25 protein-coding genes and 1 tRNA gene are annotated in these 24,723 nt (G+C 68.6%); 12 read left to right on the top strand and 14 right to left on the bottom strand.

Annotation, left to right across the window (positions count from 1 at the left end):
• Positions 1–66 precede the first annotated feature (66 nt).
• The gene (locus EBL84_RS06970; RefSeq protein ID WP_123140147.1) at positions 67–1,602 is read left to right on the top strand and encodes an MFS transporter; all 1,536 of its coding nucleotides are present in this window, start codon (positions 67–69) and stop codon (positions 1,600–1,602) included.
• Positions 1,603–1,623: 21 nt separating this feature from the next.
• Here EBL84_RS06970 and EBL84_RS06965 read toward each other — a convergent pair whose 3' ends face one another.
• Entirely contained in the window at positions 1,624–2,187 is a 564-nt protein-coding gene (locus EBL84_RS06965) for a hypothetical protein (RefSeq protein WP_123140146.1), read from the bottom strand.
• A gap of 304 nt (positions 2,188–2,491) precedes the next feature.
• On the opposite strand from EBL84_RS06965, the gene EBL84_RS06960 reads away from it, so the two are divergent.
• Both EBL84_RS06960 and EBL84_RS06955 read left to right on the top strand, forming a co-directional pair.
• The gene (locus EBL84_RS06960) at positions 2,492–3,277 is read left to right on the top strand and encodes a hypothetical protein (protein ID WP_123140145.1); all 786 of its coding nucleotides are present in this window, start codon (positions 2,492–2,494) and stop codon (positions 3,275–3,277) included.
• A gap of 28 nt (positions 3,278–3,305) precedes the next feature.
• Positions 3,306–5,501 (top strand): sodium-translocating pyrophosphatase, encoded by a 2,196-nt coding sequence (locus EBL84_RS06955; protein ID WP_123140144.1) that lies wholly within the window; start codon positions 3,306–3,308, stop codon positions 5,499–5,501.
• 42 nt (positions 5,502–5,543) lie between these two features.
• On the opposite strand, the gene EBL84_RS06950 is transcribed toward EBL84_RS06955, so the two are convergent.
• The 9 genes from EBL84_RS06950 to nifH form a co-directional block, all read right to left on the bottom strand.
• Positions 5,544–5,843: a hypothetical protein gene (locus EBL84_RS06950; protein WP_223806118.1), complete on the bottom strand. Its 300-nt coding sequence runs from the start codon at positions 5,841–5,843 to the stop codon at positions 5,544–5,546.
• Between the two features lie 173 nt (positions 5,844–6,016).
• Positions 6,017–6,961 (bottom strand): hypothetical protein, encoded by a 945-nt coding sequence (locus tag EBL84_RS06945; RefSeq protein WP_123140143.1) that lies wholly within the window; start codon positions 6,959–6,961, stop codon positions 6,017–6,019.
• 46 nt (positions 6,962–7,007) lie between these two features.
• Positions 7,008–7,271, bottom strand: a complete 264-nt coding sequence (locus EBL84_RS06940; protein WP_123140142.1) for a DUF6129 family protein — start codon at positions 7,269–7,271, stop codon at positions 7,008–7,010.
• Positions 7,268–7,954 carry a dinitrogenase iron-molybdenum cofactor biosynthesis protein gene (locus tag EBL84_RS06935; protein ID WP_123140141.1) on the bottom strand — a complete coding sequence of 229 codons (687 nt, stop codon included), beginning with the start codon at positions 7,952–7,954 and terminating at the stop codon, positions 7,268–7,270. The genes EBL84_RS06940 and EBL84_RS06935 overlap by 4 nt, the downstream gene beginning before the upstream one ends.
• Before the next feature lie 62 nt (positions 7,955–8,016).
• A complete protein-coding gene (locus EBL84_RS06930) occupies positions 8,017–8,217 on the bottom strand; it encodes a 4Fe-4S binding protein (protein ID WP_123140140.1) in 201 nt (66 codons plus the stop codon).
• A 24-nt stretch (positions 8,218–8,241) separates the two neighbouring features.
• A complete protein-coding gene (gene nifT, locus EBL84_RS06925) occupies positions 8,242–8,460 on the bottom strand; it encodes a putative nitrogen fixation protein NifT (RefSeq protein WP_005224876.1) in 219 nt (72 codons plus the stop codon).
• A gap of 310 nt (positions 8,461–8,770) precedes the next feature.
• Positions 8,771–10,342 carry a nitrogenase molybdenum-iron protein subunit beta gene (gene nifK, locus EBL84_RS06920; RefSeq protein WP_123140139.1) on the bottom strand — a complete coding sequence of 524 codons (1,572 nt, stop codon included), beginning with the start codon at positions 10,340–10,342 and terminating at the stop codon, positions 8,771–8,773.
• 132 nt (positions 10,343–10,474) lie between these two features.
• Positions 10,475–11,956 (bottom strand): nitrogenase molybdenum-iron protein alpha chain, encoded by a 1,482-nt coding sequence (gene nifD / locus EBL84_RS06915; protein WP_123140138.1) that lies wholly within the window; start codon positions 11,954–11,956, stop codon positions 10,475–10,477.
• 115 nt (positions 11,957–12,071) lie between these two features.
• Positions 12,072–12,953 carry a nitrogenase iron protein gene (gene nifH, locus EBL84_RS06910; RefSeq protein ID WP_123140137.1) on the bottom strand — a complete coding sequence of 294 codons (882 nt, stop codon included), beginning with the start codon at positions 12,951–12,953 and terminating at the stop codon, positions 12,072–12,074.
• 180 nt (positions 12,954–13,133) lie between these two features.
• On the opposite strand from nifH, the gene EBL84_RS06905 reads away from it, so the two are divergent.
• Together EBL84_RS06905 and EBL84_RS06900 are read left to right on the top strand one after the other, a co-directional pair.
• Complete coding sequence (locus EBL84_RS06905; protein ID WP_123140136.1) at positions 13,134–13,985, top strand: NAD(+)--dinitrogen-reductase ADP-D-ribosyltransferase; 852 nt, start codon at positions 13,134–13,136, stop codon at positions 13,983–13,985.
• Between the two features lie 94 nt (positions 13,986–14,079).
• Positions 14,080–14,667 carry a L,D-transpeptidase gene (locus EBL84_RS06900; protein WP_123140135.1) on the top strand — a complete coding sequence of 196 codons (588 nt, stop codon included), beginning with the start codon at positions 14,080–14,082 and terminating at the stop codon, positions 14,665–14,667.
• A 258-nt stretch (positions 14,668–14,925) separates the two neighbouring features.
• Here the strand turns inward: EBL84_RS06900 and EBL84_RS06890 are convergent, their stop codons facing one another.
• Entirely contained in the window at positions 14,926–15,918 is a 993-nt protein-coding gene (locus EBL84_RS06890; RefSeq protein ID WP_123140134.1) for an aldo/keto reductase, read from the bottom strand.
• 91 nt (positions 15,919–16,009) lie between these two features.
• On the bottom strand, positions 16,010–16,582 hold the full coding sequence (locus tag EBL84_RS06885; protein WP_123140133.1) for a cytochrome b: 573 nt from the start codon (positions 16,580–16,582) through the stop codon (positions 16,010–16,012).
• A gap of 111 nt (positions 16,583–16,693) precedes the next feature.
• Here EBL84_RS06885 and EBL84_RS06880 point away from each other — a divergent pair, with 111 nt between their 5' ends.
• Positions 16,694–17,635 carry a LysR family transcriptional regulator gene (locus EBL84_RS06880; protein WP_123140132.1) on the top strand — a complete coding sequence of 314 codons (942 nt, stop codon included), beginning with the start codon at positions 16,694–16,696 and terminating at the stop codon, positions 17,633–17,635.
• A gap of 15 nt (positions 17,636–17,650) precedes the next feature.
• Here the strand turns inward: EBL84_RS06880 and EBL84_RS06875 are convergent, their stop codons facing one another.
• A complete protein-coding gene (locus EBL84_RS06875) occupies positions 17,651–18,016 on the bottom strand; it encodes a helix-turn-helix domain-containing protein (RefSeq protein ID WP_123140131.1) in 366 nt (121 codons plus the stop codon).
• Positions 18,017–18,100: 84 nt separating this feature from the next.
• On the opposite strand from EBL84_RS06875, the gene EBL84_RS06870 reads away from it, so the two are divergent.
• Positions 18,101–18,700 (top strand): NAD(P)H-dependent oxidoreductase, encoded by a 600-nt coding sequence (locus EBL84_RS06870; protein ID WP_123140130.1) that lies wholly within the window; start codon positions 18,101–18,103, stop codon positions 18,698–18,700.
• Between the two features lie 188 nt (positions 18,701–18,888).
• On the opposite strand, the gene EBL84_RS06865 is transcribed toward EBL84_RS06870, so the two are convergent.
• A tRNA-Thr gene (locus tag EBL84_RS06865) sits at positions 18,889–18,964 on the bottom strand.
• Between the two features lie 135 nt (positions 18,965–19,099).
• Here EBL84_RS06865 and EBL84_RS06860 point away from each other — a divergent pair.
• From EBL84_RS06860 to EBL84_RS06840, 5 genes are all read left to right on the top strand, one after another.
• A complete protein-coding gene (locus EBL84_RS06860) occupies positions 19,100–20,587 on the top strand; it encodes an FAD-linked oxidase C-terminal domain-containing protein (RefSeq protein WP_123140129.1) in 1,488 nt (495 codons plus the stop codon).
• A gap of 45 nt (positions 20,588–20,632) precedes the next feature.
• Positions 20,633–21,622: a ribonuclease T(2) gene (locus tag EBL84_RS06855; protein WP_123140128.1), complete on the top strand. Its 990-nt coding sequence runs from the start codon at positions 20,633–20,635 to the stop codon at positions 21,620–21,622.
• A gap of 74 nt (positions 21,623–21,696) precedes the next feature.
• A complete protein-coding gene (locus tag EBL84_RS06850) occupies positions 21,697–22,686 on the top strand; it encodes an adenosine kinase (protein ID WP_123140127.1) in 990 nt (329 codons plus the stop codon).
• A gap of 91 nt (positions 22,687–22,777) precedes the next feature.
• On the top strand, positions 22,778–23,455 hold the full coding sequence (gene tsaB, locus EBL84_RS06845) for a tRNA (adenosine(37)-N6)-threonylcarbamoyltransferase complex dimerization subunit type 1 TsaB (RefSeq protein WP_123140126.1): 678 nt from the start codon (positions 22,778–22,780) through the stop codon (positions 23,453–23,455).
• Between the two features lie 8 nt (positions 23,456–23,463).
• A complete protein-coding gene (locus EBL84_RS06840) occupies positions 23,464–24,717 on the top strand; it encodes a DUF4147 domain-containing protein (RefSeq protein WP_123140125.1) in 1,254 nt (417 codons plus the stop codon).
• Positions 24,718–24,723: the final 6 nt, after the last annotated feature.

Genomic DNA, 24,723 nt, shown 5'->3' with positions numbered 1-24,723 from the left:
TGCGCCAGACCCTTTGATACCGCTAGCGTAGCCGCACGCCACCGCCCCAACCCGACCGGATCCCGGATGCCCCAAGCCGACGGCCAGACCGCCACCGACTGGCGACAGACCCTGCTCGCCCTGTTCGAGCGCCGCGTGATCGCGATGCTCTTCCTCGGCTTCTCGGCCGGGTTGCCGCTGCTGCTGATCTTCTCCTCGCTGTCGCTGTGGCTGCGCGAGGCCGGGATCGAGCGCAACGCGGTGACCTTCTTCAGCTGGGCCGCGCTCGGCTATTCGTTCAAGTTCGTCTGGGCGCCGCTGGTCGACCGACTGCCGTTGCCGCTGCTCACCCGCGCACTCGGACGCCGCCGCGGCTGGCTGCTGCTCGCCCAGCTCGGGGTCTCCGGGGCGATCGCGCTGATGGCCTTCACCGACCCCGCCGGCGGCGAGTCGGCGCTCGCGCGCATGGCACTGGCCGCCACCCTGCTCGGGTTGACCGCCGCGACCCAGGACATCGTCATCGACGCCCTGCGCATCGAGTCTGCGCCAGCACGACTCCAGGCGCTGATGTCCTCGACCTATATCGCCGGCTACCGCATCGGCATGGTGGTCTCGGGGGCCGGCGCACTCTATCTCGCCGCCTGGTTCGGCTCGACGGCCGAGACCTACAGCTATAGCGCCTGGCGCAACACCTATCTGGTGATGGCCGCCACCCTCGGCGTCGGGCTCGTCACCACCCTGCTGATGCGCGAGCCCGAGACCAGAGAACGGCTCGCACACCCTTATCCGGGGCGCGACTATCTGCGTCTGGTGGTGGTGTTCGTACTGGTGGCGGCGAGCTTCGTCAGCGCCTTCTTCCTCGGCGCGCCACTGTTCGCCGCGCCCGCCGGCGACGCACTGCTGCGCTTCGTGCTGGAGGTGGCCCATCTCGCCGCGGCCATCGCCGTGGCGGCGACGGTCGGCTGGGGGCTGGTGCGCCTCGGCCTGCTCGAGCGGCGGCTGGCGCACGAGACCTGGATCGAGCCGGTGGCCGACTTCTTCTCGCGCTACGGGCTGCGCACCGCGCTGCTGCTGCTCGCGCTGATCGGGCTCTACCGGATCTCGGACATCGTCCTCGGGGTGATCGCCAACGTTTTCTATCAGGACATCGGCTTCACCAAGCCGCAGATCGCCTCGGCGGTCAAGACCTTCGGGGTCTTGGTGAGCATCCTCGGCGGGCTGCTCGGCGGCGTCCTCGCCACCCGTTTCGGGGTGATGCGCATCCTGCTGCTCGGCGCCCTGCTCTCGGCCCTCACCAATCTGGTGTTCGTGCTGCTGGCCTACGCCGGCAACGAGCCGCTGCTGCTCTATCTCGCGGTCAGCGCCGACAACCTCGCCGCCGGGCTGGCCAGTGCGGCCTTCGTCGCCTTCCTCTCGAGCCTCACCAGCATCTCCTTCACCGCGGTGCAGTACGCCATCTTCAGCTCCTTGATGACCTTGCTGCCCAAGGTCCTCGGCGGCTACTCCGGCTCGTTGGTCGACGGCCTCGGTTATCCCGGCTTCTTCGTCTTCACCACCCTCATCGGTATCCCGGTGGTGGCGCTGGTGTGGCGGGCCGGACGGCTGTTGCGCGACGCGCCCTGAGCCGCCCGTCCCGCCCGGGGATCAGACCGCGCCCCAGGTGGTGCGCTTGGCCTCGGTCTTGGTCGCGAGCATGGTCTCCAGGTCGCGACTCGGCAGGCCCGGCCGGTAGTCGGCCAGGGCCTCGAACACCCGGATCACCTTGTCCTCGCCGGAGAGCCCCTTGAGGTCCTGCTTGTCGAGATAGCAGCACTCGGTGAGCGCGTTCCACACCACCCCGTCGCTGTGCTGGATCAGCACATAGGGATGCCCCTGGATCTCGACCTCGGCGCTCTCGGCGACATTGTCGATGAAGAGCACCGGACGACACTCCGGGGCGAGTACGTCGTGGAAGCGCGCGACGAACTCGGGCAACTCGTCGATGCTCGCGAAGTTGCCCACCACCATCTGCAGCCGGGTCTCGTCGCCGACCATCACCGCCTGCTTGAGCACCGCCTTGGGCGGGGTACGTTTGCCGGTCGAGGCCTTGAGCTCGCCCTCGAGCACCACGAACTCGCCGCGAAAGACCTGCAGTCCCTCGCGACTCGGCGTACCGAACAGGGTCTTGAGCCAGAACCGTTCCTGTTGTTGATAGGTATCGAGCAGCATTGATCAGGATCTCCACAAAGGACGGGGAATCGGGGCGCGTCCGTCGAGGTGGGAATCTCACAGTGATGTCGGTTTTGCCACCAAGGGGTTCTGAGCCAATCTGCGTTCTGGTGCCACAACCGCTTGCCGATCAAGGAAATACCCACCCGACGGAACACGGGTTCGACCCCGCAACGGGGTCGCAGTCGGGAGATAGCAAGAACGAGGCCCACTCTCGACCACCGAGACCGTCATCGCGCTGATCTATAGTGATCGGGATGCGCCGGCATCACCGGTCGGCGCCACCGCCAAGGCGAGGCCCCGCATGACCGATCCGCAGCACCTCTATCTGTCCCTGATCCCGCAGGCACTGATCGCCTCGATGCTCGCCCCCGAGGCGTTCGGCAGCTATTACTCGATCGGCGCCAAGGTCCACGTCCAGGGCGAGTCGATCTTCTTCGAGGTCGACCCCGGATTCCGCGACGCCGACCTGCCCTTCGAGCTGATCGAGAAGCGCTGCGTGCGCACCCCTGAGGGCGCGCTCAAGCGCTCGGTCTATCTCGCCATCTACCGGGTGCTCGAGCGCATCCCGGTCGCCGCCCTCGGCAACCTCCATCTGGTCACCAACGACGGCAAGACCCTGACCCTGGAGCGCGCACCCTACCAGCCCCACCCCGAGCAGCGCTCGCACCTCTACCAGGAGTTCAGCCCGGTCACCCCGCTGGTCGCCAGCCGGCTCGAACCGCACGACTTCTGCGACTTCATCACCGACCCGGACAACCCGGTGCACGTCCCCCGAGTGGTGTTCTCCGAGCTGCGTCTCGGGGCGCTGGCCACCGATCCCGAACACGGCGCGGCCGACGACCTGCCCTATCCCAACCTCGCCCATCTGCGCGACGTGCTGGTCGAACTCAACAGCGACACCACCACCAAGTCGAGCAAGCTGGTGCTGCGCCAGGTCAAGGCCGGGGTGCTCTATCGCATGGTGCACAACGGTTTCTATGTCGGCGATCAGCAGGACTTCGCCTACTACCCCTTCCCCGATCACGGGCTGCTCGAGGACCAGTACCGCGACTGGTGGCGCTCGGCCCAGCTCGGTCCGCTCGCATGACCCGAAACCCCCGTCAGGGAGACCACCGATGAACGAGATCGCCTTCTGGATCGCCCCCGTCGCCGCGCTCACCGCGCTGGTGGTCGCGGCGCGCTTCTTCCGCGAGATGCTTGCCGAGGAGCAGGGCAACGCGCGCATGCGCGAGATCGGCGACCATGTCCGCCACGGCGCCATGGCCTATCTGCGCCAGCAGTATCGGCTGATGCTGCTGGTGTTCGCGTTGCTCACCGCGCTGTTCGCGCTGCTCTCCTACGGGTTCGGGCTGCAGAGCACCTGGCTGCCGGCGACCTTTGTCTGCGGCGGGCTGTTCTCGGCGCTGGCCGGTTACATCGGCATGCAGACGGCCACCCGCGCGGCCACCCGCACCGCGGCGGCGGCACGCACCTCGCTGCCCCAGGCGCTGCGCATCGCCTTTCGCAGCGGTGCGGTGATGGGGCTGGTGGTGGTCGGACTCGGACTCGGCAACATCGTCGTCTGGTTCGCCCTCGCCGACTGGTTGTTGCCGGCCGGAGAGGATGCCGGGGTGCGCATGGTGCTGGTCACCACCACGGTGTTGACCTTCGGCATGGGCGCCTCGATGCAGGCGCTGTTCGCCCGGGTCGGCGGCGGCATCTTCACCAAGGCCGCCGATGTCGGCGCCGATCTGGTCGGCAAGGTCGAGAGCGGCATCCCCGAGGACGACCCGCGCAACCCGGCGGTGATCGCCGACAACGTCGGCGACAACGTCGGTGACGTCGCCGGCATGGGCGCCGACCTGTTCGAGTCCTACTGCGGCTCGATCCTCGCCGCCTGCGCCCTCGGCGCCGCGGCTTATGTCGGCGAGCCGACGCTGCAGATCAAGGCGGTGGTGGCGCCGATCGCCATCGCCGGGCTCGGCGTGCTGCTGTCGATCCTCGGGGTCTTCCTGGTGCGCACCCGCGAGGGCGCCGACCAGCGCGCCCTGCTCGGCGCGCTCTCGCGCGGGGTCAATGCCGCCGCGGCGCTGATCGTCGTCGCCAGCGCGCTGCTGCTGTGGGCGCTCGGTGTCGCCAACCCCTGGGGGATCTGGGGCGCGGTGGTCAGCGGACTGCTCACCGGCATCGTCGTCGGTCGCGCCACCGAGTACTACACCTCGCCGAGCTATGCGCCGACGCTGCACATCGCCCAGCAGGCCGAAGGCGGACCGGCGACGGCGATCATCGCCGGCATCGGGGTGGGGATGCTGTCGACGGCGGTGCCCATCCTCGCCGTCGGCGCCGGCACCCTGGTCGCCTTCCTCTGCGCCTCGGGCTTCGACCCCGGGGCGCTCAACCAGGGGCTCTACGGCGTGGCGATCGCCGCCGTGGGGATGCTCTCGACGCTCGGCATCACCCTGGCGAGCGATGCCTACGGACCGATCGCCGACAATGCCGGCGGCAACGCCGAGATGAGCGGCCTCGGCCCCGAGGTCCGCGCCCGCACCGACGCACTCGACGCCCTCGGCAACACCACCGCCGCCACCGGCAAGGGCTTCGCCATCGGCTCGGCGGCGCTCACCGCGCTGGCGCTGATCGCCTCCTATGTCGAGGTGGTGCGCATCGAGCTGATCCGCACCGGGGTCGCCACCCTCGAACTCGGTCACGAGGTGGTGGTCGCCACCGCCGGGGCGACCCTCGCCGACTTCATGACCTATTTCGACGTCACCCTGCTCAACCCCGCGGTGCTGGTGGCGGTGCTGCTCGGGGCGATGGTCGCCTTCGTCTTCAGCGGGCTGACGGTGCAGGCGGTGGGGCGGGCAGCCGGGCTGATGGTCGAGGAGGTGCGCCGTCAGTTCCGCGCCGACCCCGGCATCCTCGCCGGCACCTCGGAGCCGGACTACGAGCGCTGCGTGGCGATCTCGACGCTCGGTGCCCAGCGCGAGATGCTGGTGCCGGCGCTGATCGCGGTGAGCGCGCCGGTGGCGGTGAGTCTGCTGCTGGGGGTGGCGGGGGTGATCGGGCTGCTGGTCGGCGGGCTGTCGAGCGGCTTCGTGCTGGCGGTGTTCCTGTCGAACTCGGGCGGCGCCTGGGACAACGCCAAGAAATACATCGAGGCCGGTCACCACGGCGGCAAGAACTCACGCGCCCATCGCGCCTCGGTGATCGGCGATACCGTTGGCGATCCCTTCAAGGACACCTCGGGGCCGAGCCTCAACATCCTGGTCAAGCTGATGAGCGTGGTGGCCATCGTGATGGCAGGGGTGAGCACCAGCCACAGCCTGTTGTGAGCGGCGGGACGCCCGGCCCGAGAGGGGCCGGGCGGGGTCGGTCTAGATGTGGGTCGAGAGCGGAGCCTCGTGGGCCAGCGGCTCGCCCAGCTCGTCCCAGCTGAACAGGTTGAAGGCGCGATGACCGTTGTGATCGAGCACCCGCAGGTCGTCGGTCTCGGTAAAACCGTTGGTGACCTTGCGGAAGTGGCCGCCATAACGCTGTTCGGCCAACTCCAGCGGGATCTCATAGGCGAGAAACTTGGGGATCCCCTTGTTGTTGAGCCGCTCGAGCAGCTTCGGATTCTCGATCGAGTCGTAAGAGGTCAGGATCACGATCGGGCCGTTTCCGGTCAGAAGCATGGCGCATTTCATAACCAACTCCCCTGGTTGACCGCCCGCGCGGGCGCGGTGCGGTGCGGTAATGAAGGCAGGACTGCCTGTCGGGTCGGCATGCGCAAACCGGCATGCCTCCGTGGCCCGATTCTAGCACCGCCTCAAAACCTCGGGGCCGCAGTCGATCGCAAACCTGCGGGTCAGACACCATACGGATCTCGATACCAGTCACGCAGCACTTGCAGGTCACGCGCCGGCAGATAGTCGTAGGCGCCCATCAGATCGGCATGCACCGCCTCGACCAGTTGGTGCGACACCCGCGGGCTGGTCAGCATGTGGAAGTACCAGGCGAAGGGATAGCCCAGGCGGCGGTCGAAGGCGTGGAGCTGGTTGGCCAGCGCCGTGCCGCGCATGCCCTCGCCGACGGTGAGCGGCGGGGCGGCGGCGCAGGCCGCCACCGGTCGGGCGCTGCCGCGTCCTCCGCCATCGCGCACCGCGACAATCCAATGGTGACAGAGCTGCGCCTGTTCACCGGCGGAGCTGCGCGCCCAGTCGGCGAAGAAGCGCCGCAACCCGGTGTCGTGCTCCTCCAGGGTGTCGAGACGCAGCAACCGTCGGAACACCAGTCGCGGCGCCCCCACCGGCTCGGGCTCGACCCTGGGGACATCGACCGGGTCGATGAACTCGCCGAGCCCCTCGGGGAACCAGTCGGGATCGGTCAGTGGGCGCTCGAACACCTCCTGAAGCTCCTCGACCTCGATCTGGATGGCGGCATCGGGGCTGTGCCCGGTGGCAACGGTCAGGTAATGGGTGCGACCCTCGACCCGGGTGGCGAACAGACGCCCCTGCGGCAGCTCGTCGAGCATCTGCTCCAGATCACCGCCGGCGGCGGCGAGCGCCGCCTCGGCCCAGGGGCGGATCTGTTCGGCCACCCGCTCACCGTCGAGATCGACCACGCCGCCGAGCCGATACCAGCCGCCGCGGGTGAGGACGTGGCGCAGCGGCCAGGCCGGGAACAGCCGTTGGAGTGTCCTGACCAGGGACCCGATCCCGCCCTCGGGCGGACAGTCCTGACAGTGCCGTGCGACGGCGAGTTCGAGTTCGGCGACAGGCGGGTGGACGGTGGTGCTGGCGATCATCGTCATCGGACTGGACTCGATTCGGTGACAGGAGCACGGGCCGGCCCCCGGCTCATGCGTGGGTGGCGAGCAGCAACCCGCTGGCCTCGGCCGGATCATCGGTCAGGGCGGCGCAACCCGAGGCGCCGGCGCCGACCAGATAGAGGCTCACCCCGGGCAGCTCGCGATAGGGCTCGCGGACGCCGACCTCATCCTCCAGACAGAGGGTGAAGTGCAGCTCGTCGAAACTCTCGCGCAGCGCCTGCACGGTCTGCGCGTTGACACCGATGCGCGAGACCACGGCAACGACCTGCTCGATCCGCTCGGGCGCAATCATGCCGCAACCCCGCTCCGGGCGCCCGCCTGCCCCATCGCCTTGGCCAGCCACGGTGGGACATGCCCGGCGAGAACGCCCTGCAGCTCGCGCAAGTGCGCACGCGCCTCGCCGCCATCGGCGACGCGGATCGGATGGACGTCGACCTTGACCACCTTGGCCGCGGCCGGTCCCCCGATCGAGGCGACGTAGAGCAGCTGACAGTCGGCGATCAGACCGGCGCGATAGCTGTTGCGATCGTCCTCGGCCTGACTGTCGTCGATCTCACGGACCTCGATCAGCCGCATCGCCTCGGCCGAGACCTGATAGACCAGGAAGCGTCGCGCCGCGCCGAAATGGCCGTCGAGCTGCTCACCCGAGTCCGAGGCGCAGGCGACCCGGATCGAGTCCGGCAACTCACCCTCGGCATAGGGCTCGGGCAGCGGCGGCGGCTGGGTCTCGCCGGCCTCGCCCTTGAGGATGGCGAGCGCGTCCCTGAGACGCTCGGGCTCGAGGTCGGCGAGCGCGCCGTCGGCACCCTGGCGCAGATCGCGCAATCGCAGACGATCGAGCTTGTCGGCGGTCGGCGGCAGTCCCAGGGTGGTCTCGAGCACGCGCAGCAGGCGCGCGACATCGATCTCGGGGAGGATGCGGGCGGCGAGCCCGATACGCAGCGCGATGTCGTCGGAGAGTGGTACGACGGTCATGAGGGTGACTCCCTGGTGTTGGCGGGACCCGTCCCGATGCGCCGGGACGGGCCGGATCCGGCTCAGGCCGGGACGATGCAGTCCTCTTCCATGCAGGCGTCGAGACACTGCGGCATCCCCGGTTCGCCCTCGCCATCGCACTCGGTACAGGTCGCGGCGTCGATCCGGTAGCCCCCCTTCCAGGGGCTGATCGACTGGTTCGGGCAGGCCTGCTGGCAGTCGCCGCAGGCGGTGCACAGGTCGCGCAGGATTTGATAGGCCATGATTGGGTACCTCCTCAGGGCGGTTCAGTCGTCCACGCGGCGAAAGCGCAGCGTCGTGGGGAAGCTCGGCGGCGGGCTGATCGGGTCGATGTACCAGCGCGAGCCGTCGGTCAACGCCACCTCCCCGCCCCAGCGCTCGGCGCTGTCCTGTTCGACCGAGGCGATGGTCTCCTCCATGTCCTTCTTGGCGACATAGAAAAGCAGCGCCCCGGTTTCATTCTTGCGGATCATCACGTTAGGCATCGGTTTCGCCTTGTCTGCGATGCGGCGGGAAAAACCGCGAAGACGCGAAGAGCACCAAGAGCACCTACCCCGTCCACGGTATTCGGTTTCCAGGCTCTCCGGCCCGCGCGCATCTGATGGATCGGCACACATGGGGTGCTTACAGACCTGCTTCTGTTTCGCTCCGGGCGACCTTGCGAACAGCCTTTGCGTCCACCAAGAGTCGGGCGAGCGATGGTCGGCAGCGCACCCCACGTGCGTGGCTCGACCGCGAAGGCAGCGGGACGCGCCCATCACACCTTTGCGTCCTTGGCGCCTTCGCGGTTCCAGGTCAGCGCACCAGGTCGTAGTTGAAGTCGGTCACGCCCATCTCGCGCGTCTCCTCGTCGAGGCGCTCGAGCACCGCGTTGACCAGGGTGGTGAGGATGTACATCGCGCCCTCGTAGCCCATGGTGGTCATGCGGTGGAGGTGGTGACGGTCGAAGATCGGGAAGCCGATGCGGATCAGCGGCACCTCGGCGTCCTTGCCCTTGTGCAGGGTGTCGCGCTGGATGAACTTGCCGTAGCTGTTGCCGATCAGGAAATCGGGCTTGTCGGTGAAGCACAGCGAACGCAGGTGCCAGAGGTCGTGGTTGACGTAGACCTTGCCGGAGGCGCCGTAGGGCGACTCGGCGAGCAGCTTCTCGACGGCCTTCTTCCAGCGCTTGTTGGCGTGGCTGCAGAGGATGTGGGTCGGCTCGGCGCCCAGCTCCATGAGGAACTGGGTCATGCCCATGACGAAGTCGGCGTCACCGTAGAGCGCGAACTTCTTGCCGTGCAGCCAGGTGTGGCTGTCGGTCATCATGTCGACCAGACGGCCGCGCTCGCGGGTCAGCGACTCGGGGATCGGCTTGCCGGTGAGCTCGGAGACCTTCATCAGGAAGTCGTCGGTCCACGCCAGCCCCATCGGGATGTTGAGCGCCGGGACATCGTGCTTCCAGGTCTGCTGGGTGAACTTCTTGGTCTTGACCAGCTGCCAGGGCTGCAGCAACAGGGTGTCGACGGCGTTGGGCGCATCCTTGACCTCGGCGATCGAGGTGCCGCCGTCGTACATCCGGAATTCACCGTCGGCCGGGGTATCGAGCACCTCGGCGGGATCGCACAGCAGGCTGTAGTCGACCCCCATCTCCTGCATCATCCGGTGCATCACCCGGTAGTTGCCGAGATAGGTCTCGAAGCCCGGCACCAGGTTGATCTTGCCGTTGGAGCCGACGACCTTGTCCTCCATCGCGTTGAGGGTGAAGTAGCGCTGGATGCCCTCGAACATGTTGTCCCAGCCGGTGGTGTGGCTGCCGACGAAGCTCGGGGTGTGGGCAAAGGGCACCGGGAAGTCCTCGGGGACGTGACCTTCCTTGCGCGCGTTGCCGATGAAGGCGTTGAGATCGTCACCGATGACCTCGGCCATGCAGGTGGTGGAGACGGCGATCATCTCCGGCTTGTAGAGCGCGCGGGCGTTCTCCAGCCCGTCGAACATGTTCTTCTGGCCGCCGAACACCGCCGCGTCCTCGGTCATCGAGTCCGAGACACAGGCCACCGGCTCCTTGAAGTGACGGTTGAAGTAGGTGCGGAAGTAGGCCACGCAGCCCTGCGAGCCGTGCACATAGGGCAGCGTCTTCTCGAAGCCGAGCGAGCAGAGCACCGCACCGAGCGGCTGACAGGCCTTGGCCGGGTTGATGGTCAGCGCCTCGCGCTTGAAGTTGAGTTCCTGGTACTCCTCGGTGGTGGTCCAGGCGAAGGTCTCCTCGATCTTCTCGGGCGAGGCGACCTCCTCGACGGTCTCGCGCTTGTTGGCGAGGCTCTCGACATAGTCCGCGTCGCGGAACAGCGGATAACAGGGCTTGATGTTGTCGACGGTCTGGCTCATGGCTTGTGCTCCTGCCGCGCCGCAAATCCGCGGACGACGGCATCTAGGTCTAGGGCTGTCTGCCGTCAGCCTCCAGCCACCAGCCCGGGCGGGCTGGTCGCTGGCTGCTGACCGCTGGGGACTAACGGATCATCAGGCGCTCGCGGCGGTCGCCTCGGTCTCGGCCGCGGCCGGCTTGAGCCAGGGGGCCTGCATGCTGTTCCAGCAGGGGTTGTTGACGGTCATGTCCATGTCGCGGGCGAAGATGGCGAAACCGTCGTAGCCGTGATACGGACCCGAGTAGTCCCAGGAGTGCATCTGACGGAAGGGCACGCCCATCTTCTGGAAGATGTACTTCTCCTTGATGCCGGAGCCGATCAGGTCGGGCTTGACGCGTTTGACGAACTCCTCGAACTCGTAGCCGGTGACGTCGTCGTAGAGCAGGGTCGCGTTGTCGACCTCCTTGATGGTGCGGTCGTAGTCGTCGTTGTGGGCGAACTCGTAACCGGTGCCGACGACCTCCATGCCGAGGTCCTCGTAGGCGCCGATGACGTGACGCGGACGCAGCCCGCCGACATAGAGCATCACCTTCTTGCCCTCGAGGCGCGGACGGTACTTGGCGATCACCGCCTCGTACTCGGCCTGGTACTTCTCGATGACCTTCTCGGCGTTGGCCTGGATGGTCTCGTCGAAGAAGGCGGCGATCTTGCGCAGCGACTCGGCGATTTTGGTCGGACCGAAGAAGTTGTACTCCATCCACGGGATGCTGTACTTCTCCTCCATGTAGCGGCTGATGTAGTTCATCGAGCGGTAGCAGTGGATCAGGTTGAGCTTGACCTTGGGGGTCAGCTCCATCTCCGGCAGGGTGCCGTCGCCCGACCACTGCGCGACCACCCGCAGCCCCATCTCCTCGAGCAGGATGCGCGAGGACCAGGCATCACCGCCGATGTTGTAGTCACCGATGATGGCCACATCGTAGGGGGTCGACTCGAACGCCTGATCGTCGCGATTGCCGAGCACGTGATCGCGGATCGCGTCGTTGGCGATGTGATGGCCGAGCGACTGCGACACGCCGCGGAAGCCCTCGCAGCGCACCGGCACCACCGGCTTGCCGTGCTCCTTGGTCTTCTTCTTGGCCACCGCCTCGATGTCGTCGCCGATCAGGCCGATCGGACACTCCGACTGCACGCTCACGCCCTTGACCAGGGGGAAGAGCTGCTCGATCTCGTCGATCAGCTTCTCGAGCTTCTTGTCCCCGCCGAAGACGATGTCCTTCTCCTGGAAGTCGGAGGTGAAGTTCATCGTGCCGAAGGTGTTCACCCCGGTGTGGCCGGTGTAGTAGTTGCGACGACCGGCGCGCGAATAGGCACCGCACCCGACCGGGCCGTGGGAGATGTGCACCATGTCCTTGATCGGCCCCCACACCACGCCCTTGGAGCCGGCGTAGGCACAGCCGCGGATGGTCATCACGCCGGGCTGCGACTTGCGGTTGGAGATGATGCACTTCTTCGACTGCTCGACCGACTGGTCGTTGGCCGCGAGATGCTTGGCGCGATCCTTCCGCGCCTTGTCGGGATAGGCCTCGAGCACCTCTTGGATGAGGGCCTTGGTCTCTTCGAGGGTCATGTTCGACATGCTGTGTCCTCTATACGGCGCCGCGGCCAATCCGCCGACGGTCGCGCGGTGAGAAACGCTGGGGGACAGGACGTCGCCGACGGCGGCGCGTCCGCGCGATGGCTCGGGACTGGGCTCAGGCCACCGCCTCGTCTGCCGCGGTCTTGCCGACGATGCTCTCGTCCTCTTCCTCGAGCACGCCGAACTCCATCAGCAAGTCCTCGAGTTCATCCATCGAGATCGGCGTCGGCACCACGAACATCTGGTTGTCGATGATCTTCTGCGCCAGCGTGCGGTACTCGTCGGCCTGGCCCGACTTGGGGTCGTACTCGATAACCGTCATGCGACGGATCTCGGCGCGCTGCACGATGTTGTCGCGGGGGACGAAGTGGATCATCTGGGTGCCGAGCTGACGCGCAAGCTCCATGATCAGCTCGTCCTCGCGGGCGGTATTGCGGCTGTTGCAGATCAGCCCGGCGAGACGCACGCCGCCGGAACTGGCGTACTTGACGATGCCCTTGGCGATGTTGTTGGCCGCGTACATGGCCATCATCTCGCCGGAGCAGACGATGTAGATCTCCTGCGCCTTGTTCTCGCGGATCGGCATCGCGAAGCCGCCGCAGACCACGTCGCCGAGCACGTCGTAGAAGACGAAGTCGAGATCCTCCTCGTAGGCGCCCTCTTCCTCGAGGAAGTTGATCGCGGTGATGACGCCGCGACCGGCGCAGCCGACACCCGGCTCGGGACCGCCGGACTCGACGCACTTGATGTCGCCGAAGCCGACCTTGAGCACGTCTTCGAGCTCCAGATCCTCGACCGAGCCGGCGTCGGCGGCCATCTGCATGATGGTCTCCTGGGCCTTGGAGTGCAGGATCAGACGGGTCGAGTCGGCCTTGGGGTCACACCCGACGATCATCACCCGCTTGCCCAGCTCGGCGAGCCCGGCGACCAGGTTCTGGGTGGTGGTCGACTTACCGATGCCGCCCTTGCCGTAGATGGCGCATTGCCGTGTTGCCATGGTAGGTTCCTCTCGTTGGCTCGCTTGGCGAGCGTTGCACGACGTTATCCACACGGAGGCTCAAGCAGCCACCGTGCCAACATCGATAAAACGACCTACCGCATTGATTGGGCTCGATTATTCAACACCCCTCGGGCAGAGACCGGATGGTCGTATCCACGACAAAGCCGCAGGGGCTGTATGGATAGCAACAGACAAACGACCCAGGCGCCCGACCCGCCGCCACCCTCGCTCCCGGCACACGCCAGACTCACGCTCAACCGCTGCAACCTGCCGGCGGTGATCCTCGGCAGCCTCACCTACCAGCAACACCCGGTCGACCTCGAACTCGACGGCATCGCCCCACTCCACACCCCACTGCTGCGCAACCTCGACGCCATCCCCGAGCATCGCGCGCGCGCGCGTCACTTCCAGGACTACATGCGTTGGCGCTTCCTCCTCGACCTCCCCGAGGAGGCCGGGCTCACCCGGGGACGTCGCGGACGCGCCAAGGCCGACTACCAACGCATGGTGCGCGGCTGGTCGTTCGACTCCGACGGGCGCGAGGGCGCAGTGCTGAAGCGTTGGGCGGAGAGCCGCTTCGGCCTGCTCGCACGCCACCACGCCGGCCCGCTGCACGGACGCGGCAGCGAGACCTATCTGCGCTATGTCGCCGCCGGCACCCAGGGGCTCTACGCCACCAACGCGCTCGAGTCCCAACTCGACCTGCTCTATACCTACGGCCAGTACGAGTTGCAGCGCCGCGACCCCGGGCGCACCCACCTGCGGCTCTATCGCGGGATCAACCGCATCGACGAACACGAGGTCCTCGAACGGGTCGGACGCCATCGCTACCGCGTGCTGCTCAACAACCTCAACAGCTTCACCAGCGAGCGCGAGCGCGCCGACGAGTTCGGCGACTACATCCTCGAAACCGAGGTGCCGCGCCCCAAGGTATTTTTCTACAACCGGCTGCTCCCCGACCTGCTCAAGGGCGAGGACGAGTACGTGGTGATCGGCGGGGTCTACGAGGTGCGGATCTCGGTGCTATGAGCCGCCGGGCGGCGCGGACAGGGAGGGCGCGACGCGGATCCACACCGGCGGGCCCCGGCCCCGGAGACGGGCGGGCACGCCGAGGGAGCGAACCATGGAGCAGCCGAGCGACACGGCAACAGACCGAAACCATCCCGCCACCGCCCCGACCATCCTGCTCACCGTGACCCTGCTCGGCAGCGGCTGCGCGGCGCCGCCCGAGCGCCCCGCGCCGGAGCCGGTCGACGCCCCAGTCGCGACCGCACCCGCCACGGTCGCCACCGAGCCACAACCACCCGGAACACCCCCGACCACCGATCCCGGACCGCCGAGCGGGCCGAGCGACGCCGCCAGGCGCGCCATCCGCATCGATCTCGGCGAGCAGCGCTTCACCTATATCGAGGACGGCGAGCCGGTGCACAGCGGCCCGATCTCATCGGGCCGCGCCGGCCACCCCACCCCGCGCGGACGCTTCGCCGTGCTCGCCAAGGACATCGACAAGGTCTCCTCGCGCTACACCAACCAGCTCGGCTGGCAGGCGTGGATGCCCTACGCCATCCAGTTCCACGGCCACTACTTCCTCCACGAGGGCTGGCTCCCCGGCTACCCCGACTCGCACGGCTGCGTGCGCGTCGGCGAGCGCGACGCCCGCTTCCTCTTCGAGCGCCTGCGTCTCGGCGACCGAGTCGAGGTCGTCAACTGATGCCGCTCATGCCGCGGGCGCGGAATCCGTTGCCAGCGGCCAGTCTTCAAGCTGCCAGTCTTCAAGCGGCCAGCCCCCAGCTGTCAGCCTCCAGTGGGGAGGGCCGGTGTTCATGACCGGCGCAGATAGGGAGACGCGGCGAATCAGCCGCCAGCGGGAAGGCTGGCAGCTGGCAGCTGGCGGCTGGCGGCTGAAAGCTGGCGGCTGAAAGCTGGCGGCTGCCGACTGCCGACTGACGGCTGGAAACCCGATCGCCCCTCAGGCGATCGCCGTCGGGTCAGGACAGGTGCGGCGGGGGGTGCCGACGCCGAGCGCGTCGATCGCCCGCATCTCCTCGGCGTCGAGGATGAAGTCGTGGATCGACTGGTTCTCGACCATGCGCTCGGCCCTGGAGGTCTTGGGCAGCGCGGTGCGACCGCGCTGCAGGTGCCAGCGCAACACGACCTGACCGGGGCTCTTGCCGTGACGCCCGGCGATGGCGACCAGGACCGGGTCGCGCAGCAACTCGAAGGCCCCGCTGGCGAAGGGCGCATAGGCGGTGACGACGATGCTCTGCGCGCGGCAGAAGGCCTCCAGCTCGGGGTCCCGGCAATAGGGGTGGATCTCGACCTGATTGACCGCGGGACGGTACGCGGGCTCGGGCACGTCGGCGATCAGCTGGCGCAGATGGTCGATGGTGAAGTTGGAGACACCGATGGCGCGCGCCGCGCCCTTGTCGGCAAGCTCACAAAAGGCGCGCCAGATGGTGGCGCGGGCGCGCCGCGAGACCTCCGGGTCGCCGCCGGGCGGCGCGCTGAAGCTCCCCGGCCAGTGCACCAGCAGCAGGTCGACATAGCCGAGCCCGAGATCATCGAGGCTGTCGACCATGTCGTCGCGGACCCGTTGGGCGATGTCCTCGACCCGGTCGGCGTCCCAGGTCCGCTTGTGCGAGACGTTGAGGTGCGGCGGCGCCGCCGGATGGGCGAGCTTGGTGGTGATGAAGACCGCATCGCGGGTCAGGGCGCCGCTGGCAAAGCGCTGACCGAGCAGGGTGCCGACCATGCGCTCGGTCCCGTAGACATGGGCACAGTCGAACGCCCGATAGCCGTTGTCCAGCGCCAGATCGACGGCGCGCCAGGCCCGTTCGGGGAGGAAGCCCTGGAAGGCGGTCGCGCCCACCCAGTCGCCGAAGGCGGTGCCGAAGGCGAGGGTCGGCATCCGCACGCCGTTGCGCAGGGTGACGGTTCGCAGGTCATGGTGCGCGTCGCGCATGTCTCGCACTCCCAGGGTTGGTCATGTCGAGGCAACACTAGCAGCACGGCGACGACGGACCAACCCGGCCCGTCGCGCCGACCGACCGGCCTCAGCCGTCGACCTGCACCTCGGCGCCGAGCATCCGTCGCAGCGTGCCGTCGCGATCGATCAGATGATGCTTGAGCGCGCCGACGAGATGCAGCGCCACGGCACCGATCAGCAGATCGCCGCCGAGACCGTGCAGCCAGTGACCGAGCTGCGCCAGCAGCGCGTTGATCGGCACCACCTGCTGCGGGTCGGCCGGGTCCGGGTTCGGCGCCACCAGCTCCAGCCCGAACAGCGACACGCCGTGCCCGCCCAGCGCCGACATCATGAAGCCGGAGACCGGCATCAGCACCGTACCGATGATCAACAGCCAGTGCACCGCCTTGGCCAGCCACTGCTCGATCCGGGTGTAGCGACCGACGTGCGCGGGCCAGCCGTTACGGATGCGCCAGAGCACCCGTAGTGCCACGAAGAGCACGATCAGCACACCGAAGGACTTGTGCCAGGGGTAGAGCGCATAGACCCCGGCCTGTTCCATGTAGAGCCCACTGAGGGTCAGTACGATCATCATCACCGCGACGATCCAGTGCAGCGCAATGGTGTTGCCGCTCAGTCTGGTGGGGGTATCTGGACGCATCGTTCAATCTCCGTCTGGCGCCGCGCAGCGGCGGTTGGTTTCGATGTCGCCAGACTAGGGGGTGCACACTCATGCTTCCAATGCATGAGTGCGATAATGCATATTCGCTGAATGAATCTCCGCGACCTCGACCTGAACCTGCTCGTGGTGCTGCGCCAGCTCCTGGAAGAGCGTCACGTCTCGCGCGCCGCCGAGCAGCTCGGGATGAGCCAGCCCGCCGTCAGCCGTGCGCTGCGGCGCTTGCGCGCCCTGTTCGACGACCCGCTGCTGGTGCGCACCCCCAGCGGCTATGTGCCGAGCGCGCGTGCCGAGCGACTGCTGCCGAGGCTGCGCCAGCTGCTTGCCGAGACCGAGCGACTGGTCGCCGGCCCGGACTTCGACCCGGCGACCTCGACCCAGACGGTGCGCTTCCACGGCCCCGAGCCCGAGATCGGCTGGTTCCTGCCACCGCTGTTCGCGCGCATGAGTCGGCTGGCGCCGGGGATGGTGCTGGAGGTCCAGAGCGAGCCGCGCGAGCACTTCGGCCAACTCGAGCGCGGCGAGGTGCACTTCGTGCTCTCCGCGTTCACCCCCGCCGCCGGCACCGGCGAACTCCATCGCACCCCGCTGGCACCACTGACCTTTGCGCTGGTGATGCGCGCCGACCACCCGCTGGCAGCGGGCGAGCTGACCGTCGAGCGCTATGTCGCCGCGCGCCACGGTCTGGTCTCGCTCACCAGTCGCGGCGGCGGCCTACTCGGGCAGGAACTGGTCGAGCAGGGGCTGCTCGCACCCGGCGAACGGCTCAACGAGCCGCTGCGACTGTCGAGCTTCAGCGCCATCGCCGCCTTCTGCGAGCACAGCGACGTCGTCTTCCGCCTGCCGCGACGCTTCGCCGAGACACTCACCCGGGGCAGCGCGCTGGTGGTGCGCGAGGCGCCGACCACCACCACCCTGGATCGCCCGCAGATCCATCTCTACTGGCACGAGCGCTTCCACCGCGACCCGATGTGCCTGTGGATCCGCCAGCAGCTCAAGGCCGCGCACGGGCTGGCGGCGGACGCCGGGGGCTGAGCGGGCATCACATGCTCATACCCCGTGGGCCTCGGCCCACGCCTTGAGCTGCTCCAGCACGCTCAGCAACGAGCGCCCGAAGTCGGTGATCTCGTAGGTCACGGCGATCGGGCGGGTGCTGAGCACGGTGCGCTCCACCAGCCCCATCTCCTCCATCTCCCTGAGCCGCTGCGCGACCATCTTCCTGCTGGCACCGCCGAGCTGGCGCGCCAGGTCGTTGAAGCGCACGGGGCCGTCCTGCAGGTGCCAGAGGATCGAGCCCTTCCACTTGCCACCGATGATCCGCATCCCGCGCTCGATCGGACAGGGCTCGGTACAGGCATCGAGGACGGCCTTACACCCATCCGGCACGGGTTCGAGGGAGGGCTTGGGTGTCTTCATGTGGTTACAAAAAGTATACTGATTGACGAGGGTTACTTGGTGTCACACCATACCACCACAGTCTCACACGGTGGAGCCGCAGCGATGTCGAACATCCTCATCATCAACGCCCATGAGCCCTGCCCGTCCTCGCCCGGCCGGCTCAACGCCACGCTCGTCGAGCGCGCCCGTACCCGGCTCGGGGACCAAGGTCACGTTATCCGCACCACTGTCGTCCACGATGGTTACAGGCTCGCCGACGAACTCGACAAACACCGGTGGGCCGACATCATCCTGCTGCAGACCCCGGTCTACTGGATGAGCGTGCCCTGGACGTTCAAGCGCTACATGGACGAGGTCTACTCGGCGGGCATGGCGGGCGAGCTGTGCGAGGGCGACGGTCGCACCCGCAGCGACCCCTCCAGACAATACGGCTCCGGCGGCACCCTGACCGGCAAGCGCTACATGCTCTCACTGACCTTCAACGCGCCCCGGGCGGCCTTCGACGACCCCGAGCAAGACCTCTTCCAGGGCCGCTCGGTCGACGACCTGTTCTTCCCCATGCACATGAACTTCCGCTTCTTCGGCATGGAGCCGCTCGCGACCTTCGCCTGCTACGACGTGATGAAGAACCCGGACATCGAGCAGGCCCTGAGCCGTTTCGATGCCCATCTGGCCAGACACATCGAGACGGCCGCCGCATAGCGGACCGATCCCGGCGACAGGGCTGCCAGCGCATCCTATCCGACTGGCAGGGCACGACAGCGACCGTCAACGAGCGGAAGTAGAGCGATGGGGTCCGGGGCCTGCAGCAGGGACATGACGCCCGGATCACAGCAACCGTGATCGTGTCTCGGGACGCGGAGATCGACTGAGACCGGGGAGCGGAGAGATGGAGCTGGCGGACGGATTCGAACCGACGACCTACTGATTACAAATCAGTTGCTCTGCCAACTGAGCTACGCCAGCCTTGAGGTAGGGGTGCCGGCACCCAAGAAGGGTGCTGGGGGAGGCGATTCTAGCGCGAAGCGCACCCGATGCTCAAATGCCGTCGTTCGTCCCGACCGACGGCACACCACGAGACCAGCGCCGAGGAGACCGCCGATGAGTCGGATCCAGCCACCCGGACGTCCGTTCGACGACCCCGAGCTGTGCGCCAGCCGTGCCGAACTGGCGCGCGCGCTGCGCACCTTCCTCCCCGCCGAGGCGGTACTCGCACGCGAGGAGGAGGTGCGCCCCTACGAGTGCGACGGACTCTCGGTCTATCGCCAGACGCCACTGCTGGTGGTCCTGCCGCGCGATGTCGCCGAGGTGCAGCAAGTGATGCGGCTGTGTCATCAGCGTCGGGTGCCGGTGGTCGCGCGCGGCGCCGGGACCGGACTCTCGGGCGGCGCCCTGCCCTGCGGCGAGGGCATCGTGCTCAGCCTGGCGCGGCTCGACCGCATCCTCGCACTCGACCCCGAGGCGCGGCTGGCGCGGGTCCAGCCCGGGGTGCGCAACCTCGCCATCAGCGAGGCGGCCGCCGCCCACGGGCTCTACTACGCCCCCGACCCCTCCAGCCAGATCGCCTGCACCATCGGCGGCAACGTCGCCGAGAACTCGGGCGGGGTGCACTGTCTGAAATACGGCCTGACGGTGCACAACGTGCTTGCGGTCAAGCTGGTCAGCGCCGAGGGCGAGCTGATCGAACTCGGCGGCGAGGCGCTCGACGGCCCCGGCTACGACCTGCTCGCGCTCTATATCGGCTCCGAGGGGATGCTCGGGATCACCGTCGAGGTGACGGTACGGCTGCTGCCCCGCCCGCCGCTGGCGCGCGCGCTGCTCGCCGCCTTCGACGACGTCGGTCGGGCCGGCGCGGCGGTGGGCGAGATCATCGCCGCCGGTATCCTCCCGGCGGGGCTGGAGATGATGGACGGCCCGGCGATCCGCGCCGCCGAGGACTTCATCGGTGCCGGCTACCCGGTCGAGGCCGCCGCCATCCTGCTCTGCGAGCTCGACGGCACCGAGGCCGAGGTCGCCGCCCAGGTCGAGGCGGTCGAGACCCTGCTCGCGCGCGCCGGCGCCACCGAGGTGCGGGTCTCGCGCGATGAGGCCGAACGCGCGCGCTTCTGGCAGGGGCGCAAGTCGGCCTTCCCCGCCGTCGGTCGGATCTCCCCCGACTACTACTGCATGGACGGCACCATCCCGCGCCGCGCCCTGCCCGAGGTGCTGCGCCGCACCGCCGAGCTGGCCGCGGAACACGACCTGGCGGTGGCCAACGTGTTCCACGCCGGCGACGGCAACCTGCACCCATTGATCCTGTTCGACGCCAACCGTCCCGGCGAACTCGAACGCACCGAGGCGCTCGGCGCCCGTCTGCTCGAGCTGTGCGTCGAGGTCGGCGGCACCATCACCGGCGAGCACGGGGTCGGGGTGGAGAAGCTCGGACAGATGTGCGTACAGTTCAGCGCCCGCGAACTGGCCCAGTTCCACGCGGTAAAATCGGTCTTCGACCCCGCGGGACTGCTCAACCCCGGCAAGGGCGTGCCGACGCCACGACGCTGCTCGGAATACCGTCAGCTGCCCTCGCCCGCGCACCCGCACCCACATTGATCGGCCCGGCACGCGCCGGGCCCGCGCCAGCGAGGATGTGACCGTATGACCCGAACCCCATCGATCAGACCGCTGCCGACATGGCGCGCGACGGCAGCGCTGCTGCTCGCGCTCGGCGCGCTCGCGCCGCTGCGCGCCGCGCCGCTCTCGGCGACCCTGATCGCCGAACGCGCCTGCCCGGCCACCGTCGCCATCCGTCACGACGCCAACCCGGGGGCGATCCATCTCGACCCGGGCGCGCGCTACCCGGTGGTCGGTGCCAACCGCCCCGACCAGCCCAGCCACTATCTGCTGCGTCTGCAGGGCGTCGAGCCGTCCCAGCGTTGGGTGGCGCACGACTGCGGTCGGCTGGTCGAGGTCGCCGACACGGCCACGCCGCCCGCCCCAACCGGCGAACCGCGCTATCTGCTCGCGGTGAGCTGGCAGCCGGCCTTCTGCGAGCGCCGTGGCCGTGCACCGGAGTGCCGCGACCAGACCCCGCAACGCTTCGATGCCCGCGCCTTCTCGCTCCACGGACTATGGCCGCAACCGCGCGACAACGTCTATTGCGATGTCCCGGCGAAGGCACGGGCGCTGTCGCGCGACGGCGACTGGCAGCGTCTGCCGGCGCTCGCACTCGCGCCCGACACCCGACGCGAACTCGACCGGGTGATGCCGGGCACGCGCTCGGCCCTGCACCGTCACGAGTGGGTCAAGCACGGCAGCTGCTACGGCGACGACCCCGAGGGCTATTTCGCCGACTCGCTGCGACTCCTGGCCGCGCTCAACGCTTCGCCGGTCCGCGACCTCTTCGTCTCGCGCATCGGCCAGCACCTGCGCGCGAGCGAGGTACGCGCGGTCTTCGACAGGGCCTTCGGCAAGGGCGCGGGCGAGCGGGTGCAACTGGTCTGTCACGACGGCCTGATCAGCGAGCTGCGCCTCGCCCTCAAGGGGCCGATCGAGGCCGGACGCGGACTCGACGCACTGCTGCGCGCCGCACCGCCGCGCGCGGCTGGCTGCAAGGGCGGACGCGTCGACCGCGCCGGTCGCGACTGAGCACATCGCCGCCCTGCACCCCCGAGCGACATCTGTACAATGTGCCCCCTCGACTTCAGGAGCACGGAGACACTATGGCCAAGTACGACATCTATGGGATCGGTAACGCACTCGTCGACATGGAGTTCGAGGTCGACCCCAACGACCTCGGCATCCTCGGCATCGACAAGGGCGTGATGACCCTGGTCGACGAGCAGCAGCAGGCAGCGATCATGGACCACCTCCGTGAGCGTCACCATCAGCGCGGCTCGGGCGGGTCGGCGGCCAACTCCGTGATCGCGGTCGGTCAGTTCGGCGGCAGCGGTTTCTATTCCTGCAAGGTCGCCGACGACGAACTCGGGCACTTCTATATGCAGGACCTGGTCGAGGGCGGTATCGACACCAACCTCCACACCAAGAAGGAGGCCGGCGACACCGGTCGCTGCGTGGTGCTGGTCACCCCCGACAGCGATCGCACCATGTGTACCTTCCTCGGCATCAGCCAGGGGCTGTCGACCAACGAACTGGTCGAGGAGGCGCTGCGCGACTCGGGCTGGTTCTACACCGAGGGCTATCTGGTCACCTCCGACAGCGCCCGCGAGGCGGCCAAGGCGGCCAAGCGCATCGCCGACGAGGCCGGCGTCAAGACCGCCTTCTCGCTCTCCGACCCCAACATGGTGAAGTTCTTCAAGGACGGCCTGCTGGAGATGATCGGCTCGGGCGTCGACCTGCTGTTCGCCAACGAGTTCGAGGCCATGGGCATGGCCGGCAGCGAGGACCTCGGCGACGCCATCACCTATCTCAAGACCCTCAGCCGCAGCTTCGCCATCACCCGCGGCCCGCAGGGCGCGCTGGTGTGGGACGGCGCACAGATGCTCGAGATCGCTCCGGTGCCGGTCAAGGCGGTCGACACCGTCGGCGCCGGCGACATGTTCGCCGGTGCTTTCCTCTATGGTCTCAGCCAGGGCTGGGATCATCAGCGCGCCGGCGATCTGGCCTCGGCGGCCTCGGCGCGACTGGTCACCAGCCTCGGCCCGCGCCTGACCACGGAGCAAACCCAGGCGGTGCTGCGCGACTTCGCCTGATCCCGCCCGCCCCGGCCCGCCGGGGCCCCGGCCCCGGCGTCATCGCCCGTCCTCGACGGGCACCATCGATCACCCCGGTAATCCCACCATCATGAAGCTCCTCGCGATCGACACCTCAGGTGAGACCTGTTCAGCCGCCCTGTTGCAGGACGGGACCCTGACCCAGCGCCTCGAGACCGCTCCCAGACGCCACGCCGAACTCATCCTGCCGATGATGCAGCAGCTCGTCGACGAGGCCGGGCTGCGGCTCACCGATCTCGACGCGCTCGCCTTCGCGCGCGGGCCGGGGTCCTTCACCGGGGTGCGGATCGCCGCCTCGGTGATCCAGGGCGTGGCCTTCGGCGTCGACCAGCCGGTGATCCCGGTCTCGACCCTGGCGGCGATCGCCCAGGGCGCCTACCGGCGCAGCGGTCACACCCGGCTGCTGGTGGCGCTCGATGCGCGCATGGACGAGGTCTACTGGGGGGCCTTCGAGATCAACGAAGCCGGGCTGGCCGAGGCGCGCGGCAGCGAGCGCGTCTGTGCCCCCGAAGCGGTGCCAGCACCCGAGGGCGAGGGTTGGTACGGGGTCGGTCCCGGCTGGGCGGCCTATGCGGAACGGCTGCGCCCGCAGATCGGCACGGCACTCGCCGGGGTGCTCGAGGAAGGGGTCTGCGAGGCGCGTGACCTGGCGGTGCTCGCCGAGGCCGAGCACCGGCTCGGTCACGAGGTGGTGCCGGAGCTGGCCATCCCCGTCTATCTGCGCGATCAGGTCACCCGCAAGGGCTGATCCCGGGAATGACCGACGACCGGCGCCTGCTCATCGACTGCTTCATGGCGGCGATCGCAGCCGTCGGCGGCACCCGGGCGGTCACCCGCGCACTGGAGGCGCGCGCGCCGCCTCACCCGGTCGAGCTGTTCGCCATCGGCAAGGCCGCGGCCGCCATGGCCCGAGGCGCCTGTAACGCCCTCGGCGAGGAGAGGATCGCCGGCGGCCTGCTGATCACCAAGGCGGGCCATGTCGACCCGGCCGACTTCCCCCGACTCGATTGCCGTTGCGGCGGCCACCCGCTGCCCGATGCCGGCAGCCTCGATGCCGGGCGCGCGCTGATCGCGCGGCTCGCCGCGTTGCCCGCCGGGGTCGAGCCACTCTTGCTGATCTCCGGCGGGGCCTCGAGCCTGGTCGAGGTACCGGTCGCCGGGGTCGATCTCGACACCCTGGTGCGGGTCAACGACTGGCTGCTCGCCAGCGGCCAACCGATCGCGACGATGAATCTGGTGCGCAAGGCGCTGTCGCGGATCAAGGCCGGCGGACTGCTCGCCGTCTGCCCGCCGGGGCACACCCCCCGGGTGCTGGCGATCTCCGACGTCCCCGGCGACGACCCCGGGGTGATCGGCTCCGGGCTCTTGGTGCCCGAACCGGAGCTGACAGCCCGCTGCAGCGGGCTGCACGGACTGCCCGACTGGCTCGACCGGCTGGTCCGCCACGGACTGGCCGCGCGCCCCGCGCCCACCGGCCCCGGCCCGGAGATCGAGTTGGTGGCCACCGCCGCCCACGCCCGCGCCGCCGCCCACGCCCGCGCCGCCGCGCTCGCACACGCCCGTGCGCAGGGACTCGCCACCTGGCCGCACCCCCAGCCGCTCACCGGAGAGGCCGCCGTCGCCGGTCAGCGCCTGGCCACCCAGCTCGCCGCCACGACCACGCCGGGGCTCTATCTGTGGAGCGGCGAGACCACGGTCAGGCTACCGCCCCGCCCCGGACGCGGCGGTCGCAACCAGCACCTCGCGCTGGCCGCGGCCATCGCCCTCGACGACCGCGACGACGTCACCCTGCTCAGCGCCGGCAGCGACGGCAGCGACGGGCCCACCGAGGACGCCGGGGCGCTGATCGACGGGGCGAGCTGCACGCGGGCACGTCGGCTCGGACTCGACCCCGCCGAGCACCTCGCCGGCGCCGACGCCGGCAGCCTGTTCGCCGCCACCGGCGAGCTGCTGCGCACCGGCCCCACCGGCACCAACGTCATGGACCTGGTGCTGGCGATCAGGCGCTGAGCCGGG

It is taken from the genome of Marichromatium sp. AB31 (assembly GCF_003718685.1).
Taxonomy (GTDB): domain Bacteria; phylum Pseudomonadota; class Gammaproteobacteria; order Chromatiales; family Chromatiaceae; genus Marichromatium; species Marichromatium gracile.
This window is presented reverse-complemented; position numbering and strand designations above follow the sequence as displayed.

Bases quoted from the DNA above. Each gene is read 5' to 3' on its own strand.
- EBL84_RS06970 (WP_123140147.1), top strand. From the start codon at position 67: ATGCCCCAAGCCGACGGCCAGACCGCCACCGACTGGCGACAGACCCTG.
- EBL84_RS06965 (WP_123140146.1), bottom strand. From the start codon at position 2,187: ATGCTGCTCGATACCTATCAACAACAGGAACGGTTCTGGCTCAAGACC.
- EBL84_RS06960 (WP_123140145.1), top strand. From the start codon at position 2,492: ATGACCGATCCGCAGCACCTCTATCTGTCCCTGATCCCGCAGGCACTG.
- EBL84_RS06955 (WP_123140144.1), top strand. From the start codon at position 3,306: ATGAACGAGATCGCCTTCTGGATCGCCCCCGTCGCCGCGCTCACCGCG.
- EBL84_RS06950 (WP_223806118.1), bottom strand. From the start codon at position 5,843: ATGCTTCTGACCGGAAACGGCCCGATCGTGATCCTGACCTCTTACGAC.
- EBL84_RS06945 (WP_123140143.1), bottom strand. From the start codon at position 6,961: ATGACGATGATCGCCAGCACCACCGTCCACCCGCCTGTCGCCGAACTC.
- EBL84_RS06940 (WP_123140142.1), bottom strand. From the start codon at position 7,271: ATGATTGCGCCCGAGCGGATCGAGCAGGTCGTTGCCGTGGTCTCGCGC.
- EBL84_RS06935 (WP_123140141.1), bottom strand. From the start codon at position 7,954: ATGACCGTCGTACCACTCTCCGACGACATCGCGCTGCGTATCGGGCTC.
- EBL84_RS06930 (WP_123140140.1), bottom strand. From the start codon at position 8,217: ATGGCCTATCAAATCCTGCGCGACCTGTGCACCGCCTGCGGCGACTGC.
- nifT (WP_005224876.1), bottom strand. From the start codon at position 8,460: ATGCCTAACGTGATGATCCGCAAGAATGAAACCGGGGCGCTGCTTTTC.
- nifK (WP_123140139.1), bottom strand. From the start codon at position 10,342: ATGAGCCAGACCGTCGACAACATCAAGCCCTGTTATCCGCTGTTCCGC.
- nifD (WP_123140138.1), bottom strand. From the start codon at position 11,956: ATGTCGAACATGACCCTCGAAGAGACCAAGGCCCTCATCCAAGAGGTG.
- nifH (WP_123140137.1), bottom strand. From the start codon at position 12,953: ATGGCAACACGGCAATGCGCCATCTACGGCAAGGGCGGCATCGGTAAG.
- EBL84_RS06905 (WP_123140136.1), top strand. From the start codon at position 13,134: ATGGATAGCAACAGACAAACGACCCAGGCGCCCGACCCGCCGCCACCC.
- EBL84_RS06900 (WP_123140135.1), top strand. From the start codon at position 14,080: ATGGAGCAGCCGAGCGACACGGCAACAGACCGAAACCATCCCGCCACC.
- EBL84_RS06890 (WP_123140134.1), bottom strand. From the start codon at position 15,918: ATGCGCGACGCGCACCATGACCTGCGAACCGTCACCCTGCGCAACGGC.
- EBL84_RS06885 (WP_123140133.1), bottom strand. From the start codon at position 16,582: ATGCGTCCAGATACCCCCACCAGACTGAGCGGCAACACCATTGCGCTG.
- EBL84_RS06880 (WP_123140132.1), top strand. From the start codon at position 16,694: ATGAATCTCCGCGACCTCGACCTGAACCTGCTCGTGGTGCTGCGCCAG.
- EBL84_RS06875 (WP_123140131.1), bottom strand. From the start codon at position 18,016: ATGAAGACACCCAAGCCCTCCCTCGAACCCGTGCCGGATGGGTGTAAG.
- EBL84_RS06870 (WP_123140130.1), top strand. From the start codon at position 18,101: ATGTCGAACATCCTCATCATCAACGCCCATGAGCCCTGCCCGTCCTCG.
- EBL84_RS06860 (WP_123140129.1), top strand. From the start codon at position 19,100: ATGAGTCGGATCCAGCCACCCGGACGTCCGTTCGACGACCCCGAGCTG.
- EBL84_RS06855 (WP_123140128.1), top strand. From the start codon at position 20,633: ATGACCCGAACCCCATCGATCAGACCGCTGCCGACATGGCGCGCGACG.
- EBL84_RS06850 (WP_123140127.1), top strand. From the start codon at position 21,697: ATGGCCAAGTACGACATCTATGGGATCGGTAACGCACTCGTCGACATG.
- tsaB (WP_123140126.1), top strand. From the start codon at position 22,778: ATGAAGCTCCTCGCGATCGACACCTCAGGTGAGACCTGTTCAGCCGCC.
- EBL84_RS06840 (WP_123140125.1), top strand. From the start codon at position 23,464: ATGACCGACGACCGGCGCCTGCTCATCGACTGCTTCATGGCGGCGATC.